Annotated in this window: 8 protein-coding genes; all 8 read right to left on the reverse strand. The window is 55.2% G+C overall.

What is annotated here, in order from left to right:
* Nucleotides 1–64: 64 nt before the first annotated feature.
* Complete coding sequence (locus FJ147_01460) at nt 65–676, reverse strand: MbtH family NRPS accessory protein (protein MBM4254545.1); 612 nt, start codon at nt 674–676, stop codon at nt 65–67.
* A 121-nt stretch (nt 677–797) separates the two neighbouring features.
* Nucleotides 798–1619 carry a thioesterase gene (locus tag FJ147_01465; GenBank protein MBM4254546.1) on the reverse strand — a complete coding sequence of 274 codons (822 nt, stop codon included), beginning with the start codon at nt 1617–1619 and terminating at the stop codon, nt 798–800.
* Nucleotides 1620–1623: 4 nt separating this feature from the next.
* Nucleotides 1624–12648, reverse strand: coding sequence for an SDR family NAD(P)-dependent oxidoreductase (locus FJ147_01470; protein ID MBM4254547.1), 11025 nt, complete (start codon nt 12646–12648; stop codon nt 1624–1626).
* 110 nt (nt 12649–12758) lie between these two features.
* Nucleotides 12759–13919 (reverse strand): hypothetical protein, encoded by a 1161-nt coding sequence (locus tag FJ147_01475; protein ID MBM4254548.1) that lies wholly within the window; start codon nt 13917–13919, stop codon nt 12759–12761.
* A 21-nt stretch (nt 13920–13940) separates the two neighbouring features.
* Nucleotides 13941–14984 (reverse strand): prohibitin family protein, encoded by a 1044-nt coding sequence (locus FJ147_01480; GenBank protein MBM4254549.1) that lies wholly within the window; start codon nt 14982–14984, stop codon nt 13941–13943.
* Between the two features lie 44 nt (nt 14985–15028).
* Nucleotides 15029–16657: a cyclic peptide export ABC transporter gene (locus tag FJ147_01485; protein ID MBM4254550.1), complete on the reverse strand. Its 1629-nt coding sequence runs from the start codon at nt 16655–16657 to the stop codon at nt 15029–15031.
* A gap of 212 nt (nt 16658–16869) precedes the next feature.
* Nucleotides 16870–17382, reverse strand: coding sequence for a DUF697 domain-containing protein (locus FJ147_01490; GenBank protein ID MBM4254551.1), 513 nt, complete (start codon nt 17380–17382; stop codon nt 16870–16872).
* Nucleotides 17383–17672: 290 nt separating this feature from the next.
* A complete protein-coding gene (locus FJ147_01495; GenBank protein ID MBM4254552.1) occupies nt 17673–18878 on the reverse strand; it encodes a hypothetical protein in 1206 nt (401 codons plus the stop codon).
* Nucleotides 18879–19386: the final 508 nt, after the last annotated feature.

The raw sequence follows: 19386 nt of genomic DNA on the forward strand, positions 1-19386 counted from the left end.
TTGTAGTATTAGGAGAGACGTGGATACCCTATCCCCGCTCCACGCCGGTCTTTTTCACATAGAGTTACTGCAATGGTAATCGCTCTTCCTCAACTACCTCAAGGTGCCCCTGTCCAGTCAGCGTGGTCAGATCGATGTCGGCGATGCAGCGCACTTTCACGAAATTGAGGGTGACCCCGCCGACGAGGCGAGCTATGCCAGTTTGCTTGTCAAAGTCAGCGCGACTCAGATCACTCGCCTGGGGATCAAGTCTCACTCCGAACTCTGTTCCCCCTTTGGTTGCGGGAAACTTTATTTGTACATATCCTCTGTCGATACATTGTTGCAGGATCTTGGCTGTTTTCTGCGGACGAAGACTCACTTCGACTGGGTGGCTTCCTGCAGCTAAGCGTTGCACCAGGTCATCCTTGGTACTTTCTTCGGTCGCCTTCCCACCAGCATGGGGCTCGGGGCGGGGGGCGCGCGCGGCCTCTGCCATTTGTTTGCGCAGACTCAGTGGTCGCATGTCGGTCCATACAGTTTCGATGTGAGCCAAACATTCGGCTTTAAGCCCGCTTTTCCCGGCGTCTTTCCAACCTAGCGGGTTCTCACGATCGGCGGGAAGGATGGAGTATTGCTCTTCGTGATTCACTACGACCTTGTAGATGGTGGTATCTTCTTGTTCTTCTCTTGGCATGTGCTCCTCCTACTTGCTTGATCAAGGATGATGTGGATGGCAATCACTAACTGTTTATGAGTTCTCTGAGTGTGACGAGTTGCGCTATGTCATATTTTCAGTCCGGCTGATACATCTCATTCTACGCCAATACGCTCGCAATCGATCGTAGCAGCACGTCGCGGTCTGAACGTAGGAAGAAATGATCTCCGGGAAACAGATGCAGTCTCGCGACTCCCGTCGTATGTTCTCTCCAGACCTCAACTTCTTGTGGCAACACCTCGATATCTTGGCGACCGGCGTACAATATGAGGGGGCAATTGAGTGGTGATTCAGGAACAAAGCTGTAACGGTCGCACATGGTAAAATCCGCACGCAACACCGGCAATGCGAGCTTGCGCAGTTCTGGATGTTCAAATACCCCGTCGGGAGTGCCGCCAAGACGACGCACTGCTCGGATGAATTCTCCATCAGGCAGACCAGAGAGGGGTTGTCGACGTAACGGTAAATGCGCGGCCCGGTGAGCTGAGAGGAAGAGAGCGCGCGGCAAGGGACCGTCGTGTCGCCGCAAAGCCCTGGTCAGTTCGAACGCCAATAGCGCACCCATGCTGTGGCCGAACAGGGCGAATGGTTTCTCAGCGTAGGCGAGGATCTCGTGAGCAAGGCGCTCGGCTAACACTCCGACATTGGTGTAGAGCGGTTCGCTCAGGCGATTCTCCCGTCCGGGAAGTTGTATTGGGCATACTTCGACCATCTGGGGAAGTGCTGGTCCCCAGGTGCGATAGATCGACGCAGCGCCCCCAGCAAAGGGGAGACAAAACAGCCGCACTTGAGCCGTTGGCTTGGGGAATGGACAGGTAATCCAAGCGTTGAATTTCGTCTGTCCCGGTGGTGAAGAGGTCCCTATAGTACGACCAAAAGAGGAATCGGGTAACAAGCGCGGATTTCGTGTGTGCTCTCCCATCGGTTCAGGCCTCGTCACTGAGAAGTTCGTTGAGCTCCGCCAACAGCGCTTGCGCAGTAGCGAGCGGAGAGTTGTTACTGGGTTCGGGTTGCACGGGATTGCGCGGCGGTGAGGTCGCTGGCTCAATGTCGGCGAAGAATTCACCCAATTGTGTCTCGACGTAATTGACGATGTCATTCACAGTTGGATAGTTAAACACCAGACTCACCGGCAAAGGCCGTTGCAGGTCGCTGGCAATGGCATTGCGCATTTGTACTGCCATCAAGGAGTCCAAGCCTTGATCGATCAGCGGTTTAGTGAGATCCAACGGCTGGGAGTCAGAGACACCCAGAACCCGCCGTACGGTATTGTGCACGAAAGTGCTCAGAATATGTTTGCGGTTTTCTGGCAGGGCGAACCTGAGAGGGCCCAGTATGTCTGGTGAGCCGGTGCCATTGGTCGTAACCGTCGCTGATACGACGGTACTCAAGCTATGATGGCGATTTTCTGGCAGGGGGTGCTTGAGCTGGCCGAGTATCTCCGGTGAGCCGTTTCCGTTGGTTTCGCTCACGACTAATCGAGACGTGCGCATCAGCTCTGCAAACAGGCTGTGTGGCTCAGTGAGTTGACTGAGATAGGTTTGCCAATTCCAATTCATGGCGATGACCTGCGTCACGTCACCGGTTACAATCTTCCCCAACAGCGCAAGCCCATCACCAGGTTTGATACCAACAAAGCCCTGGCGGCTCATGCGCTGCTGAATAGCGGGGTCAGACATCGCTATGCCGATCTGAGCCCACGGTCCCCAGTTGATACTGGTGGCGACCAATCCTTTTGATCTCCGATAGTGGGCTAGCTCATCGAGAAACGCGTTGGCAGCGGCATAGTTTCCCTGGCCCTGATTGCCCAGCACGGAAGCAGCCGATGAAAACAAGACAAAAAAATCTAAGTCAAGGTTCTGAGTATGCTCGTGGAGCAACCAGGCCCCATCGACTTTCGCCGGCAGGACGCGCTGGAAGCGTTGCCAGCTTTGTTCGATGAGCATACCGTCTTCAATGCCTCCGGCACAGTGAATGACTCCACGTAAACTTGGCAGGCTCTTATGGATCTTGCCGAAGACCTCGGTCATGGCATCGCGATCGGAGACGTCAGCCTGAACGACATGGACCTTAACCCCCGTCTGTTCCATATCCTTGATGGCTTCTCTCGCTATTTGTGAAATCTGGCGACGAGCCACGAGGATCAGGTTTCGCGCCCCCTGTGTTACCAGCCATCCCGCTGTGCGGAGTCCTAAGCCACCCGTACCACCGGTGATGAGGTAACTGGCATCCGCGCGGACAACTGTCTGATTGCCGCTCGCGAGTTCAGGCTGCTGGAGCAAGCGGGTGACATAGCGAACGCCCTGGCGCCACGCTATCTGCGCCCCTTCATCAGCAGCGTTGAGGGTTGCCAACAGGTCAGTAGCATCAGGTGCACTCGCTGTCGGGTCGAGGTCGACACAGGTGCACTGTAGTTCAGGGTGTTCAAGCCTCACAACTTGACCGAGTCCCCATAACGGTGCCTGCTGCAGGTGGGGGAGGGCAGGTTCAGTGCCCACCGACTGTCCACCACGGGAGATCAACCACAGCCGTGGTTGGTGAGCCCAGTTCGCCTTGACTAGAGCTTGGACCAGATACAAGGTGCTTGCACACGTGAGAGTTTGGCCTTGGAAGCGCCAATCCTCACACTCGAGGCTCGATTCGTCTACGCTCCACAAATGCACCACGCCGTCATACGCCCTCGCCTTGCCAACACTCTCTACGAGTAATCGCGTAAAATCCTGCGGCTGCGTTGGGTTAATACAATAGTCATCGAGCGCATTCACGGAATAGATCTGGCCTGGAGCCACAAGCACGCAACGTGCGCCTTGCGCTCGCAACTGTTGCGCCAGCTGATAAGCGGTTCCCTGCTGGTCCGCGAAAATCAACCACTGCCCTGGCTTATCAGTAAGTCGGCGTGGATGGTCAACGGCTATCGGCAGCCAGGATCTCTGGTACAAGCGGTCATCGGCCGTGACAGGCAGATGTCGCAGGACGGCGTCATGCTTGGCAGGCCGTGCTTCCAAGCCAACGAACTCCAGCGTCGCCTGCCCATGCTGATCGTATATCCGCACATCGGCAACGAGACGGCGTGTTTCTCCGGCATCACGCAAAGTGACGTGCGCCCACGATTGCGTAGGATCCGGCTCTTGGTGCACGCGCACTTCCTCAATGCGGAAGGGGAGCCAGGTCTCACCCTCTGCCAGATCCGCAGTGACCAGTGCTAAGCTCAAGCAAGCATCGAGAAAACCTGGATGGAGCAGCTTCGCATCGAGCCCTCCCAATGATTCGGGAACGCGGAGCCTGCAGACCGCCTCTCGCTCTCCCCGTCGCAGGCCCTCGAACCAGCGATAACTCGGGCCTAGGTCGATATGACGAGCGGCCTGGGTAGCGAAGAACGTGTCAACCGAGACATCTTGCTGACAGCGTTGCCAGACGACCTGCTGCGCCTCGACATTGGCGCGAGTGACTTGATGTCCCCAATGGACGACAGCTTCGACGTGGGTGGACACGCTGGGCTCGGCTTCATATGTTGCCTCGGCAAAGCTCACGAGTTGCAAGGTCGTGGTTTCTCCTGCTGGCGTGAGTATCACTTGCACAGTCCGTGACTGCCCTTCAGGAATAATGAGCGGTTGCAGGAAGTAGATATCTTTCACCGCATACGCGCCGTGACCGCGGGTTTGTGAGATGGCCGCCAGGAGCATTGCAATATAGCTGGTGCCAGACACGAGCGTTTTACCGAACACACGGTGATCTTGCAAGAAAGGTAAAGCCTGTGTACTGAAGTGATTTTCGTAAATCGTGATCTTCAGTGTTGGCAGATGCAGCTTCGTACCCAGGAGTGAGTTTGTGCTGATGTGGCTCTGGGAAGAGATATGTACTTCACGGTCTGCGCTGGCCGGTCGATCAAGCCAGTAGCGCTGGCGCTCGAATGGATAGGTCGGTAGTGGGACCCGACGGCGCTGATAATCACTGTCGAAACCTGTCCAGTCTACCGGGGCGCACACGGCCAAGCGGCCCAAGCTAAACAAAAGTTGCTGCCAATCCGACTGTCCCTGACGCAGACTCGGAAGCCAGACAGCCGTATCCGACTCTACACAGCGCGCCCCCATGCCGAGTAACGTGGGCTTTGGTCCAATCTCGATAAACGTTTGGTATCCCCGTTGAGCAAGAGTCTCCATACCAGACCGGAATTGGACAGGCTGCCGGATATGGCGACACCAGTACTCAGGGGAGGCAATCTCGTCGGCTATGACCTCACCAGTGAGGTTGGACACGATCTCGATCTGTGGCGCCGCATATGCGATCTGTGCAGCAACGCGAGCGAAGTCATTGAGCATGGGCGCCATTAGCGGCGAGTGGAAGGCATGCGAAGTATTCACTTTCTGTGTTGTAACCCCGGCCTCATGCAATCGACTGCGAATGCTTGCCACTGCCTCGGTGCGACCGGAAATCACAGTATGGTCAGGACCGTTCTCGGCGGCAATGGCAACCTGACTGCTAAAAGGAGCGAGACATGGCTGAACCTGGGCTTTACTTGCAAACACAACGAGCATCTCGCCGTCGTGCGGCAATGCCTGCATCAGGCGAGCTCGGTGCGTCACCAACGTGAGTCCGTTCTCCAGGCTGAATACTCCAGCAATACAGGCGGCAACATATTCACCGAGACTGTGTCCCATAACGATGGAGGGGGTAATGCCCCACGACTTCCATAGTTGGGCCAGCGCATATTCCAGCGCGAAGAGTGCGGGTTGGGTGTAGGCAGTTTCGTTGAGGGGTGAGGTACTGGGGTCCGCCGGATACAAGACGTCGAGTAACTGCACGTCGAGCATGGGCCGCAAGATTTCCGCACAGTGGTCGAGGTGTTGGCGAAAGATGGGCTGGGTCTCATAGAGTTGGCGTCCCATTCCCACACACTGTGATCCCTGGCCGGTAAAGAGAAACGCGATCCGATCGTGCGCTTGGGTGGTTGCCTGGCCTCGTATCGCGCGGCTCTCGCCGCTGGCTAGTCGGCTGAGGTCGTCGCGCAGTTGTGCAACGGACTCGGCAACCACTGCCAAACGGTGCTCAAAGAGCTTGCGACCGGTATTGGCGGTGAAACAGATATCCGCCAGTGAGGTTTCGGGGTGATCCGTGAGAAACCGAACGTAGCGGCTGGCCAACTCCGACAAGGCCGTCTCCGTACGTGCGGACAGCACCAGGATGTGCTGCGGACGTTCTACCGTATTTTCCACCGCCGCCATGGGTGGCGCTTCCTCAAGAATGACGTGGCTGTTGGTGCCACCAATACCCAACGAGTTCACCCCAGCACGCCGCGGGGAACTTGTCGCTTTCCATGGCGTGGGCGTCGTGGCAACGTAAAATGGACTGTTCTCGAAGTCGATGCCAGGATTGGGTTTTTGAAAGTGGAGGGTTGGCGGGATCATCTGGTGTTGGAGCGCAAGGACAGTCTTAATGAAACCGACCATTCCTGACGCGATCTGCAGATGGCCGACATTGGTTTTGACTGAGCCAAGGGCGCAAAATCCGCTTTCCGTGGTGTGCGCGCGAAACGCCTGGGCCAGAGCATTCACTTCGATCGGGTCGCCCATCTCAGTGCCAGTACCGTGAGCCTCAACAAAGCCTATGGTATCGGGGGCGACATCAGCGATTGCCATCGCCTCGGCGACAACAGTCGCCTGCCCCTCGGCGCTGGGCGCCATATACCCGACCTTCATCCCACCATCATTGTTGACGGCAGAACCTTTGATGACCGCAAAGATGTGGTCGCGGTCGCGCACCGCATCTTCTAATCTTTTGAGTAACACCACGCCAACACCACTGCCGAAGATCGTTCCTTTGGCCTGTGCGTCAAAGGCGCGACAGTGGCCGTCGGGAGAAACAATCATGCCGTCCTGAAACAGATGGCCTGCGCGATGCGGCACTTGCACAGACGATCCAGCCGCGAGGAACATATCGCCTTCGCCACTGAGGAGCGACTGGCAGGCAAGGTGGATCGCGACCAAGCCGGTGGAACAAGCAGTTTGCACATTGATGCTCGGACCGCGCAGATTGAGTTTGTAGGAGAGTCGCGTTGTCAGGTAGTCCTTGTCATTGGCGACCATGAGTTGGAAGCCGCCCATCGAGTCCAGGGTCGTTACCCGCAGGCTATCGTGTGTATCCAGGGTGTCGCGGTTGGGGTAGACATTGTTGAGTAGGTAGGTGTTCATGCTCGCCCCGGCGTACACACCAATTGCTCCTGGATAGGTAAGCGGGTTGTAGCCTGCAGTTTCGAGCGTTTCCCAGGCGCACTCAAGTAACAGTCGGTGCTGTGGGTCCATCAATGTGGCTTCGCGGGCGGTATAGCCAAAAAAACCAGCGTCAAAGCTTTCGACATCCGACAAGAGGGGACTCGCCGGCACATAGTTCGGATGGCGGGCGACGGCCGGATCAATTCCTGAGCCGAGGAGTTCATCCTCGCTAAAGAACGTAATCGACTCGACTCCTGTAGCGAGATTACGCCAGAAGTCATCCAGGGTGTCGGCTCCGGGAAAGCGACAAGCCATGCCAACCACCGCGATCATGCCTTTGTCCTCGGAGACGCGGAAGCGGTTGCGCGCTTGCGCGCGTTCCATCCCGCGTTGTGGTGCTGTGTCTTGAGAGCCGCCATTGCTCAGCAGTTGGACGAGTGAGTGGATGGTCGGACATTTGAAGAGATCGACCAACGTGAGTTGCGAGCCAAACATCTGCGTGAGCCGAGTGTGGGCCTGGACCAGAAGCAGCGAATGGCCGCCGAGTTCAAAAAAGTTGTCATGGACCCCAACCTCGGGCACCTCCAGAATGTCCTGCCATACCTTAGCGATCTGCAGCTCCATCTCAGACACCGGCACCTGGCGCGCTGCCGCTTCCGGCTCCTGCCCCTGTGCAAGTCTCTGCAACCGATGCACATCGATCTGGCCGGCTGCGGTGAGCGGCATCTCAGGCAGATGCTGTAGCGCACTATCAGGACGACAGCCGGGATGACGTCCGAACTCGTCCTCGCTAAACAGGCGCTCGTAAAAGGGGTGCTGTTTGTAACGCTGCTGATGGTGGTACGAACCATGAGTAAAGTCGCGGCGCTCACCGTTGGTGCGGACGAGGGTGCCGTTGATGACAAAGTCGGGATTGAGCCCATTGTCGCACACCGTCCGCGTAATCTTCGCCGTGATGCGGTCACCCGGAGTGACGTCGATGCCAGGACAGAACACGGGCATATACACTGGCAGCCAACTGTACTCATGTTCAATGATGTCGATGACTTCGCAGTCGATGGTCTGCAGGTTCAACCACACGAGGAACCCGTCAAATCGCGACGCCTGATCAATGACCAACTCAATCTCGTGCTGTTGCGCAAGCGGAATCGTCTGACTGAAGTCCAAATCCTCGAAGACTGCCGAGTTAGAGAGCAGATGGGTGTGCGGGAACTTCTTGATACAGACCCTGAGATCGAAGGGATAGCCGATCTGGGCAAAGATCTTTTCGGTGTACGTTCCCGGCACCCGATAGAAGCCCGGGTGGGACAACAAAGCATCGGGCAAACTGACCGCGGCGATGCGTGTGACACTGCGACTCGGAATCATAACTCCGCCGGGGCGCAGGAAGCGCTGGGCGTCGTTAATCACCACAGCGGCACCTTCGCAACCGCCAATCGGTCCGACGATTTCTGAGACACACACATCAACCAACTCGGGCAGTTCGACTGCAGCCGAGTTGCCGTGGAGCATGGTTATGCGATCATCAAGACCCAATTGTTGAATATAGCTTGAGGCTTGGGCGAACGCCTCGTCGCCCATTTCTATGGCGTAGACCTTGCGCGCTCCGGTCTCAACAGCGAGCCTGGCTAAAATCGCCTCCTTGCCAGTGCCGATGTCGAGCACGACTTTATCCCGCACGGTTTTTTCCAGCGCGACGCGATATTTACGATTGCGGCGTTCGTCATTGGCCAAGGCATAGTAGATAAGATCGTCGTAGACATAGTACTCCGCTACTGATGGCCACAGCTCGATCTGCTCACTGCCCGCGCTCTCAGGTTCGCGCATCTGCACGTACTCATAGTGAGCAACTGCACCGTAGCGATCGACCAGCGGGAGTGCACCCAACTGCTCGCGGGAGACTGATCGATGAGCGGTAAAGAAGAGCGAGGTCTTCCGTAGCTCCAGCGGACCAGCGAACATCCGAGCCCGGAGGAGTGGGCTGTCGCCATCGAGACCAACCACCAACCGCGCTTCACCGAGTTGCAGGCCAACGATAATGGAATTGACAATGCGACGTACTGCAACAGGAAGCTGCGCATGGGCAGAGTCGTGCGTATGTGCGGGAGCATTAACGAGGTCGTCCAACGCGGCCACGCTCAACCCGTAGACGTGTAGATTACCGCGTTTCTCAAGATGTGAGATGAGTCGATCTTGGAACGCAGAGCTAGCCGCCACCGCGCACCGTCCACCGGCGTCGAGTACGTGGGCGGCTGAGGACACGGTAATGAATACGCTGCCCCGCTGCTTCCGCAGAAGCTCGACAAGCGACCACACACCTGCCACTTCTGGAACGAACGTGGTGGCGAGAGTGTCCTTACTCTCCTCGAGCAGCGACCGTTGGGATGGACTTGCCGCGAGGTGAATGGCCCCGTCCAGCGTGGCTCCCCACTGAGCCAGAGGGCCGTCAAGCGCGCGCTGTAGCGCCTCTGCATCTTGGATGTCGACCGCAGCATAGACACAGTTGCCCGACAGTTGTCGCAGGCGGTGATATATCGCCTGCCGCTCGTCGGTTGTGCCCTGGTCAGCATGCTCGTCCGTCGGCAACGGCTCTTTTCCTAAGAGGACGAGGCGAGCCTTGAACCGTGTGAGTAGAAACTCTGCGACATGCGGTCCGATTCCTTCTAGGCCATTGTTCACGAGATAAACACCATGCCGTTGGAAGGGGAGATCGCGGCTCTGTTGGTTTGTTGACGTAGCGACGGGGACTTGTTGCAGACCCGACACCCAACGTTGGTTTCCTCGATAGGCAACTTCGCGATCGGCTAGCGCTCCCAGGACCTCCCGGGTAATGGCCGGCGCGTAGGTGTCATACGCTTCTGCAGGACAGTCAATGTGCAGGCAACGTAACCATGAGAGTTCCTCACTCACGGTGTGAAGGAGGCCCGGAAGTGTCGCCTTGGCGTAGGCGCTCGCCTCGTGAGCCAGGATGGCTTGAGCATTACTGGAAACCGCTAGCAATCGCACGGGCGTATGGGACGCGAGGGCGGCGAGAGCCTGCACCAAGAAGAGCATGCTGTAGAAGCCCTGCTGCTGTGTGCGCTCAATTCCCTCCCGACTTTCGCTCATTTGCAGATCGGCGTCATAGCTGAAGAGGTGGACAACGGAGCCTATCTGGACCCCTGAGTCTCTCAGTGTCTCTAACACGATGTGATAGTGCCGTGGGTCCTCGGGTCGGATGGAAAAGTGAGTTGCGCCGCGCTGGGCAAAGGTCTCGCTAGCCTCAACGACCACGCACGTAACGCCGCGGGCGGTGAGTTCCGCAACCATCTGCTGTCCAAGGCCAAGACGATCAAGCAAGACTAGACAGGCTCCTTGCTGCTTCTGCGGTGCTCCCACCAGGTCCTTGCGGTGCCATACCTGCTTGTAGAACCACTCAGGAAGAGTGTGCTCATTCGCCGCGAACAGATCGAGGCGCTCAAGAATGTCCTGAAACACACCCTGATAGAACTGCTCGACGAGTTTTTTGCGCTGGAGTTTGCCGATCGCCGTCTTGGGGATGGCATCGCGGTCAAGCGGGATCAAGAAATCCGCTTTGATGCCAAGCTGCTTTGTCAATCGCAACTGAATGGCGCGTAGAAGCTTGCGCAGGAACCCGTCGTCCCCATACGGCGTATGGAAGAACACGGCCAACTTCTGCGCGTCACTGTCTGGCGGCCGTACTGCGCAGGCCACGGTAAACGATGCAGCGACACCGTCGACTTGCTCAACCACCGCTTCAATCTCGTTATTGTAGAAGTTCGCGCCGTTGATAATGATGCCAGCATCCGCTCGTCCGGTGAGCATCAACTCGCCACCGGAAATAAAGCCCACGTCCCCTGTGTCGAACCATCCGTTAGCCAGGAACACTTTGTTCGCCTCGGGGTTGTTGTAGTAGCCGGACGATAGGGCGTCGCCTTTGAGCTGCAGGCGTCCAGTCGTCCCCTCGGGAACGACGCGTTGCTCCTCGTCAACAATGCGCATGGAGACCCCTGGGATGACCGGCCCCAAGCTGGCAAAGGCGACGCACGTGCTTGCCTCGGGATCGGCGGGTTGGAGCGCGCCACCGAGGGTGTTGCGGTCAATATAATGAAAGGTCAAAGACTTCCCAGCAGCCGGTTGATGATACGTCACCCCAGAGCCAACCTCGGCCATGCCAAAAGCGGTCTGCAGCACCGAGAGTTGCAGGCCATACGGCGCGAGACTGTCGAGAAATTCGCTGGTCGTGGTCCGCGTGATTGATTCACCAGCAGTGAGGAGCATTTTGACGCAGGACAGATCCCACTCGCGTTGCCGCTCACCCTTGAGGGCAGCGCTGACCAGCGAATAGGCAAAATTCGGCGCCCAACTATGCGTGATGCGGTGACGATGGATGAGATCCAGCCAGCGCAGCGGGCTCCCCAACACATATTCTTTTGGCGCATAGATCAGCGTGCAACCGAGTACGATACAGCGCAGATGCCAGTCGGAGATGCTGCCAATGTGGTCGAACGGCAGCCAATTGAAGATCACCGCTTCGGCAGACTGCTGACACAACAGATTGGTCCCACGCGCGCGCGCCAGGATGCTGCGGTGCGTGAGCATGACTGCCTTTGGTAGCCCGGTGCTGCCCGAAGACAGGGTGTAAAAAGCAATATCATCGGGCACGGCGCTGTGGATGTTCATATCCGGCGGGTTGTCGCGCAGTTCCTCAAGTGCAGCGAGGCGGGCGTGAGCCCGTAGGGGAGGTGGCAGCGCCTTGCGGATATCTTCGACTCGGTCCCGAACGGTAAGGAGTAGGGGGCGGTCGAACAGGGTCCAAATGTGATTGAGATGGTCAAGTGCTCGGCTCTCGCCGTCGTAGGTGAGTGGCATTGGGACAATGACGGGCTCGAATCCCCCAAGCAAACAGCCCCAGAACGCAGGCAGGATGTCGTCGTTGCAGTCGAGCTGAAAGATAACTTTGTCGCCAGGCTTGAGGCCATGCTGGCGCAGCCCGCCAAGAACGCGCCGCGCTTCCTGGAGCAACGCGCCGTAGCTCGTGACCCGCTCGGAACCCTCGCGGTCAATGTAAATGATACAGGCGCTTTCCGGCGCTGCGCACAGCACGGCAGGAAGGACCTGGGGCGCATCCGCATGTTGCGGTATGGATTGCCCGTGGCAGAGGGCGGCAGGAACATCGCCTGCACTCTGTGTTATCACAGGAGTCACCGCGAACGCTGCTTCTGCGCGCTGCGGGACTGGTGCAGGAGGGGACGACTCACGCAACAGCTTGGCAATGTGAACATGTCGCGGCGTATCCGCCCAGTAGCCTGAGACACTAACTACTCGGTCGATCTCTGGGAGAGCAGCAACCTGTGCTTCCCATGCCGATGCCAGGTCCGCTGACCAAACGGGAACGCGCGCTAGCGCCGCTGCATCGATCGCTCCGTCCTCAGTCACCGGCAGGTACGCAACTGGCACAACCGCCGAGATGAGTTCTCCAGCGCGCTCGCGAAGCCGAGGCTCAATCTGGTCGAAGTTCTGCTCAGTCACGATAACGTAGGCCACCAGGTCCCACGTGCCTGGTTGTACCTCTCGCTTGACGACTACGCATTCCTTGACTGATGAGTCACTGAGCAGCGCGGTGGTAATGGCCTCCAGGTCAACACCGTCACCGGTGACTGGCAGGGCCTCTACTGTTGTCGTTCTCTCCATCTGTACTTGGACGGGCTTGTTGGTATTGACCGACTCACGCATCTTCATATCCTTCAGACAGGTGTACTTTCGTCACGTGTTGTAAAACCGCCGACGCAAGAAGAGGAGCGAGCGGAGGGGGGACGGCGTTGACGTTCGCAAACAAAAAGTGCCAAGAGCTAATGCTGCGCGGGCAGTAACCACTCAGCATTGGTTACAAAAAATTTCTCTGCAGCCGTTTCCCCAAGCCGACTAATATGTTCAACAAATTCTTGGAGAGGCCTAGTCCCTCCCTCGGGGTGAGGAAAGTCGCTGGAATAGCAGTAGCATTCTTCGAATCCGTACCGATCAATGTAGTCGGCAACCGGTTCAAAGCGATAGGGCGTGACACGGACGTTACGGCGGACATAGTCAGAAGGCTTCAGGGAGAGCACTGGAGCCAGACGACCCTTGTAAATGGCTGCGGTTTGATCGAGGCGTTCGGCCATTGGAGCTAACCAGATAGCTCCCAACTCGATAACCCCGAAGCGAAGTCGAGGAAAACGCTCAAAGACTCCACCCAGAATAACAGTGGAAAGAAAATTCTGCGGAGCATAGTGAAAAGAGGAGAAGATGTACGTGTTGACCTGCTCGCTTTCTGAGGTCATGTCCATCGGTTGAAAATTGAGATGATCGACGCCTATCGCCCAGGACTCACTCCCCAGGAAACCCCTTTCTCCTCCGGCGTGCAGGAGGGCAGCGGCGTTCGCTTCCTGGAGCAAACTCCACAACCTATCCATCTTTTTATGCGCCGGGGACATATTGCCCGGGGGAACTGCGCTGGCCATGACAAAAGCACGGCCACCGGCTTTGAGCACCCGCTCTGCCTCGGCTGTGGCGATGTCTATGTCATGGGTATTCAGCAACGCGGCTGCACGGAGGCGCTTTGGATTGTGTTTGCCAAAACCGACCACAAAGTCATTCCAGTGACGCATCGTTCTGAGTCCGAGCTCATCGTTGGCAAACGTCGCCGCCTGAATCCCTGGGTCGGCGAAGATCAAAGCACGCTCGACCCCCATGTGGTCAAGGGTTTTCAAGCGGCCGTCGGGACTAAACGCACCTGGAGCGATGCAGCCCTTCAACTGCCATACCGTTTCGTCGGTAAAGACTGAAGACTCTCCAGCAGTGAGTTCACTGACTTTTTTTGCTTCTGCTTCGGTCATGGTCTCCATCATCTGATGGAGCATGTTGGTAAAGTGCTTACCCACCTCTCCAGCCGCGATCTCATACGTTCGTGGACAAGGTTGGATGTGAGAATCGAGATCGTTCAAACGCCCATGAAATCGGCTCATGTCCAGCATTGGTTGGCTCTCCGTTGTGAACTACTGCGTTCGTGGTACAGACCCCAAACCGCGACTTTCATCCACTTGATATTCAAAATTTTTCAGGATGCTCGGATCTCTCTTCTGTAATTCCTGCACCGTCGCTTCAGCGAGTGGAGGAACGACCACGCCTCCAGCGTTGCCAGTGTCCCCAGCAGGAGTACTGAGAATCAATGGCAGCCCGGAGCCATTGCCCATGACAACCACTTTACTGTTTGCTGACTTGGCCAACTCCAGAGTTGCCTCAATCCCTTTGAACTTCAGGTAGTTCTCGGAAAGTCTTGCTCCGAGAATGTCTTGGAACGCTTTAATGCCTTGTGCTTCAATGCGTTTTCTTTCCACTTCTTTTCGTTCACGCTCGATGCGAAAGTCATAGAGGAGCACCATTTGTTCCTCTTGGTGCTTCTGTTGGACAACCTGCTGCACCCGTTCGGGGAGTATGAGCCGCATGATGCTCAGATCTGCGACTTCGATATAGTGTCGACCAATGTCGTCTTTGGCACGCTCGAACAAACTGCGCTCAAAGAGATCGGTCTCTCCTACATTGAGCGAATGCTGAGCATACATTGTTTCTGCGTCGAGGGCACTGAGAATATTTCGCGCCGCAGCATCGAGCGTTGGCACAATGAGTGTCTCGATATATTTCGGACCAACTTGTTGGTGCAACGCGCCAACATGATCCTTGCGCACGCGGTACATCAACCCCATATCCGCCTGGATCTCTAGACCACCGCGGGTGAGGGCGCTGACGCGCCGGGTCAGAATTTGATACCGCAGATTATAAATATACATGATGTCGACCGGGAGAATGACGTGAAGGCCTTCGAAATACACATCGCTCGCAGCAGTCATGGTGCCAGAAAATCGCTTCCAGCGTACACCTGCCTGGCCTGAATGAATCGAGATAAAAATACGAGGAGCAAAATAGACGAGGAAAAATGCCAGTATTAGTACGGCAAACGTCAGGCCAAAGGAGTGATACGTCAGCCAATCACGTATCCAGATCCACGGTCTGCGCCCCCACTGTCTCAGCTTTGCGAACATGTAAACCTATCTCTTTTCCTTTGATTCGTTGCTCAGTTTGACCGCTACATGGTGACGAATTTCCCACTTTCCATTTTCAAAACGCGATCCGCGACATGAAAATAGCGATCATCATGAGTGGCCACGATAATCGTTTTACCTTGCCGCTTCATATCCAACAAAATGTGCTCATAAAAATAGCGACGAAAGATCGGATCTTGATCGGCAGCCCATTCGTCGAATACTTGAATAGGCCGATCTTCAAGGAGCGTCACCAGCAACGCCAGTCGTTTCCGCTGGCCGCTGGATAGTTCCTGATTGACGAATCGACCATCAACGAAGCTCGTCTTGTCCTGAATCTCCAGGAACTGGAGGAGGTGCTCCACGCGCGTCGGGTCCACATCCGGTAAACCATAGAGTCGATCAAAAAGATGAAAATCGGAAAAGATAATCGAAAAGAGGTTGCGATACCGGGCATAGGTGTCCGTAGTCAGTGGAGCCCCGTCGAGTTGGATCTGTCCGGCAGGCGGATAGTACAGGGTGGTCAGAAGTTTTAAGAAGGTGGACTTTCCGCTGCCGTTACCGCCAACAATAAAAACCGTTTCACCGGACTGAATGTGAAGATCCAACGGACCTACGGTAAATAATGGAAATCCCTGCCGATCCGTATATTGAAACGTCACCCCCGAGAAGTCGATGCACTCAAACGCTTTTACCAAACTCACAGCTGGAGACTCCCCATTCTGGCCTGCTCGTGCATCGACATACGAGTCAAGTTGTCTCTCTAATTCGTAAATGCGTTCAATCGCCACGCCCGCCTGCCCAAACAGCGGGAGGGTGCCGATCAAATTGGTCAACGGACCAATGATAAATAGTATCGTGGCGGTGGCTTTCATAACCACGCTCGAGTACGTGGCACTGAGCTGTGGCACGAGGAACACAATTCCTCCCACGACCAGGTAAAAGATCGTTTGCGATATAGCAAAGTCATTCGCAAAGCGGGTACCTATGGAAATCTTGAGATCTGCGACTGCGGCAGAGGCGTCTTGCACGTGAAGAGCGAGGTCGCGACTGCGCGACTCATGCATTTTCACTTCCTTGAACCCATCGAGGATATGTGTGAGCGCTTCAAAGAAACGATTATCTCGGACGAACGCTTCCTTCAGGGAATCCGACATCTCTCGCATTCTGTGAAAGTGAATCGACAAACCAACCGCGGTTAACACCAGCATCAACAGCAACGCAATCAGTGATATGTAGCCAAGATACACAAGACTAAACAACACGAGACACGCAGCCTGACACGCATGAATCATTGGTTGCGTTGTCTGAGAGATTGCTTGAATTTCCGTGTTGACGCTGGCATAGATTCGCGCTCTGCCAATACCTTCCAATGGCAGCAGCTCAGCATAGCGAATTTTATTGGTGAGCCGCTCGCGAAGATCCTTGAGAATGGTTTCCACTAAGGTTGTAGAGGACACCAACAGTGATTTCTCCGCTAATATATACATTGCGAGTGCAATAGCGAAGAGGAACAGAAACCGAGTGGTACTTTGCTGATCCTCCACGCTGGCAGCAGCGACATTAATAATCGCAAGCAGTACAACACTCATTATTCCCGAAAGGACCGCCATGCCTCCCAAACTGTAAAGAGAGGCGTTCGATTCTTTCAAGAGAAAACGAATCAGCACCATAGCGGATACTTATCGGCGGCGCAGAGCATGTTCTACAGCTTCCACCACAGAGGTTGATACGCCCGATGGAAAGCGTCGGCGAACTTCCCCTCTCGACTCTTCCATCAGTCGTCGTAACATCCCGTCACTTACGCATCGAACGAGGCAAGAGATTTCATAGCACATCCCCTCTATGTTGCCACTGCAATTGGAAGAACGGGCATACCAGCAACTCACGCTTTCGCGGCGTTTGCTTCAGCCTCTGGCTTTTCGGGACTTCTGTTTTTCATCTGCGCGGCCAGCGTTTTTCCCGCCTCAAACTCTTGCTTGAAATGTGCGCGCATTTTCGCAGGTTCGAAATCAAGCAGCGTGCCGCCTGACTCAAAATGCTGGATAAACACTTTCCCTACGGCGTAGGTCGAAGCGCCAGCAAAAATCGGCAGCCCTACCATGCCAGCGAACTGTCCCACACCAGGGATAACCTTCAACAACGATCCTATGGGCCCGTAAGCGAACGCGCCGGGCGCAACAGAACCTATCAATGTACTAACAATTAATTTCACTCGGTTCTTCGCAAATGGAATAGCATAGTGATCGGCGAGATCTTTGGCCATTTTCAGCTGTATCCCGGTGAGCAGGACAAGATCCCACACCGGCACGGGAACCAGTCCTGCTCCCATGGACAACCACATATACTTCGTGACCATGCGCCGGGCTGCACTTTCTTTCTCTTCCATAGTCGTTATGGTCTCCCTTCCTTAACCTTGTTAGTCTGGGCACTTTCATGAGCAAGTTGACCCATTTCCCCTTCCTGCTCACGACGACGAACAGGTCGCAAGATCGTCTGGTTGGATGGATTAGGAATACCTGGCCGGGACGGTAACTCCACAGGTAGCCCCCTTCTGTGAAGACCGGAGTACAGTTGCATCTATAAGATTGTAGAAAATTGTACCATTCACTATTTGTTTATGTCAAGTCACAGTCTTTCACGTTGAGTTTTCTCTTTGCTGAATCTTCACGCGTCGTGCCTTTTGACTTACCGGGCAGGAACCGTAATGGGTATGTCATTATTGGAGATATCAGTCACTGTCATTTGGTACAGGCCGGAGAGCAAGATGAAGGCGAGCGTATCCCAGGGGTTATTGGGAATAGAGTAGTATTTCCCTTCATAGGTAATGCTGAGCGCTGCATCCGAGGGGCGAGAATTGGTGACGTTAACCGCGAGCGTTCGTGCGGGATTTTGTAAGGCACCGCCCGTCTGCGGATCTTTTCCGACCTGATTGTCTGGATTCTGACTCATCATAGCGGCAATAGAATGGAGGATTGCTTGAAAACTGCGGAATTTGATCGCCCCAAAGATCGGGAGCTCTCCACCAGGATGATTAGGGCGAACATCAATCAGGAGATAATTGATTGCATTGGCCTCGGCAAGCGCATTTAAAGTTTTACGCTCCTCATTCGCAAGCGCCCGGGCTTGATAATTAGAGAGCAGCGCTCGACCAGTTTTCGCGAAAGTAAATTCATCCTTGTCACCCAGGTGTCGCTGCTGATAGCCTTTTTCTGCTGCGGCTGCCATTTCCATCACCGAGAACGGCGTAGCCGCTGGTCGCTGAAATGTCTCGTTGTAGGAAAGAGTCTCGATAAACAGATTAGGCTCCGCCGGATTATACAAGCCGGCCAGGTGCGCCGCTATGCGACGAAACTCCTCATAGTCTTGGGGGTCGGCGGGAGAGTTTAAGATAAATCTTTGGGGTTTTCCGGTGCTACGATCCTGAACCTCAATTCCGTCAACCATCATATGAAGAACCATGTCCATGGGCAGGCGTTGGAACACGAGAAAAGTAAATTTGCTGACATCCATAGGCGTCAAGATTCTTCGAGTAAACTCCTCTCCCTGAATGGGCACGATACTGAGCGTTGGGAGTTCCGCGACCGTGGCTCCCACTCCAAAAGTATAAGTATTACTTGCAGGGAAGGCTTTTCTGAATGTGGTTTCGAAGATGTTCCCTCCAAAGCTTGCCGTAGCGCCATAATTAAAAGCCGCCACGATACTTGACGTCCCAGTAAAGTGCGTCGGTCGATTTAGATGCACACGAGCGATATTGGTTAAGATGATCTCTCGATCCAGTTGACTGATCGTTTCATCATAGCTCAACACCGCTTTATGAAGCGCCAAGGGGCCAAAACAGCCAGGCAAAAGACAGGAGCATAGGACCAATAGTAAAAGCGCTAATGCGCGCATAGTTTTTCCCCATAAAGACATTGTCTCTTGACCTCTATAGATTTCGTCATGCTGCCCCCGCCGTCCGCAGGCGTACCCACCCAGGCTAAAACCACAGGGTGCGTATTCCCAAGAATGGCCATGACAGTCTTGGGCATTTAGGAACCTGAAGACTATCCTATTAACTTTGTGAGGTCGCTTTCTCGGATTTTGTTTCTGACCCACCCCTACACACTTTTCTTCCTTGGCGCATGTGAGCGGAAGGATCCTCCACGGTACGCTTCATCCTTCGTAGAAGCATTTGCGCAAATGCCTTTCGTAGCCAAGTCGCAAGGTATATGCAAATACGATAAACGATTTCGCAACTCGACGCAACTTTTTGACAACTCTGACAGATCCCTGAGAGAGTGTTTTGAAAAAGGGATTGGTAAGCTTGAGGGATGAATACACTGCCGCGAGTTTATCCAACGGACCTGACCATGACCGAATGGACACAATTGAAGAGCTTCTTTCCCCCGGCCTCTCGCCG

It is taken from the genome of Deltaproteobacteria bacterium, from assembly GCA_016874775.1.
GTDB lineage: Bacteria > Desulfobacterota > Binatia > Bin18 > Bin18 > VGTJ01.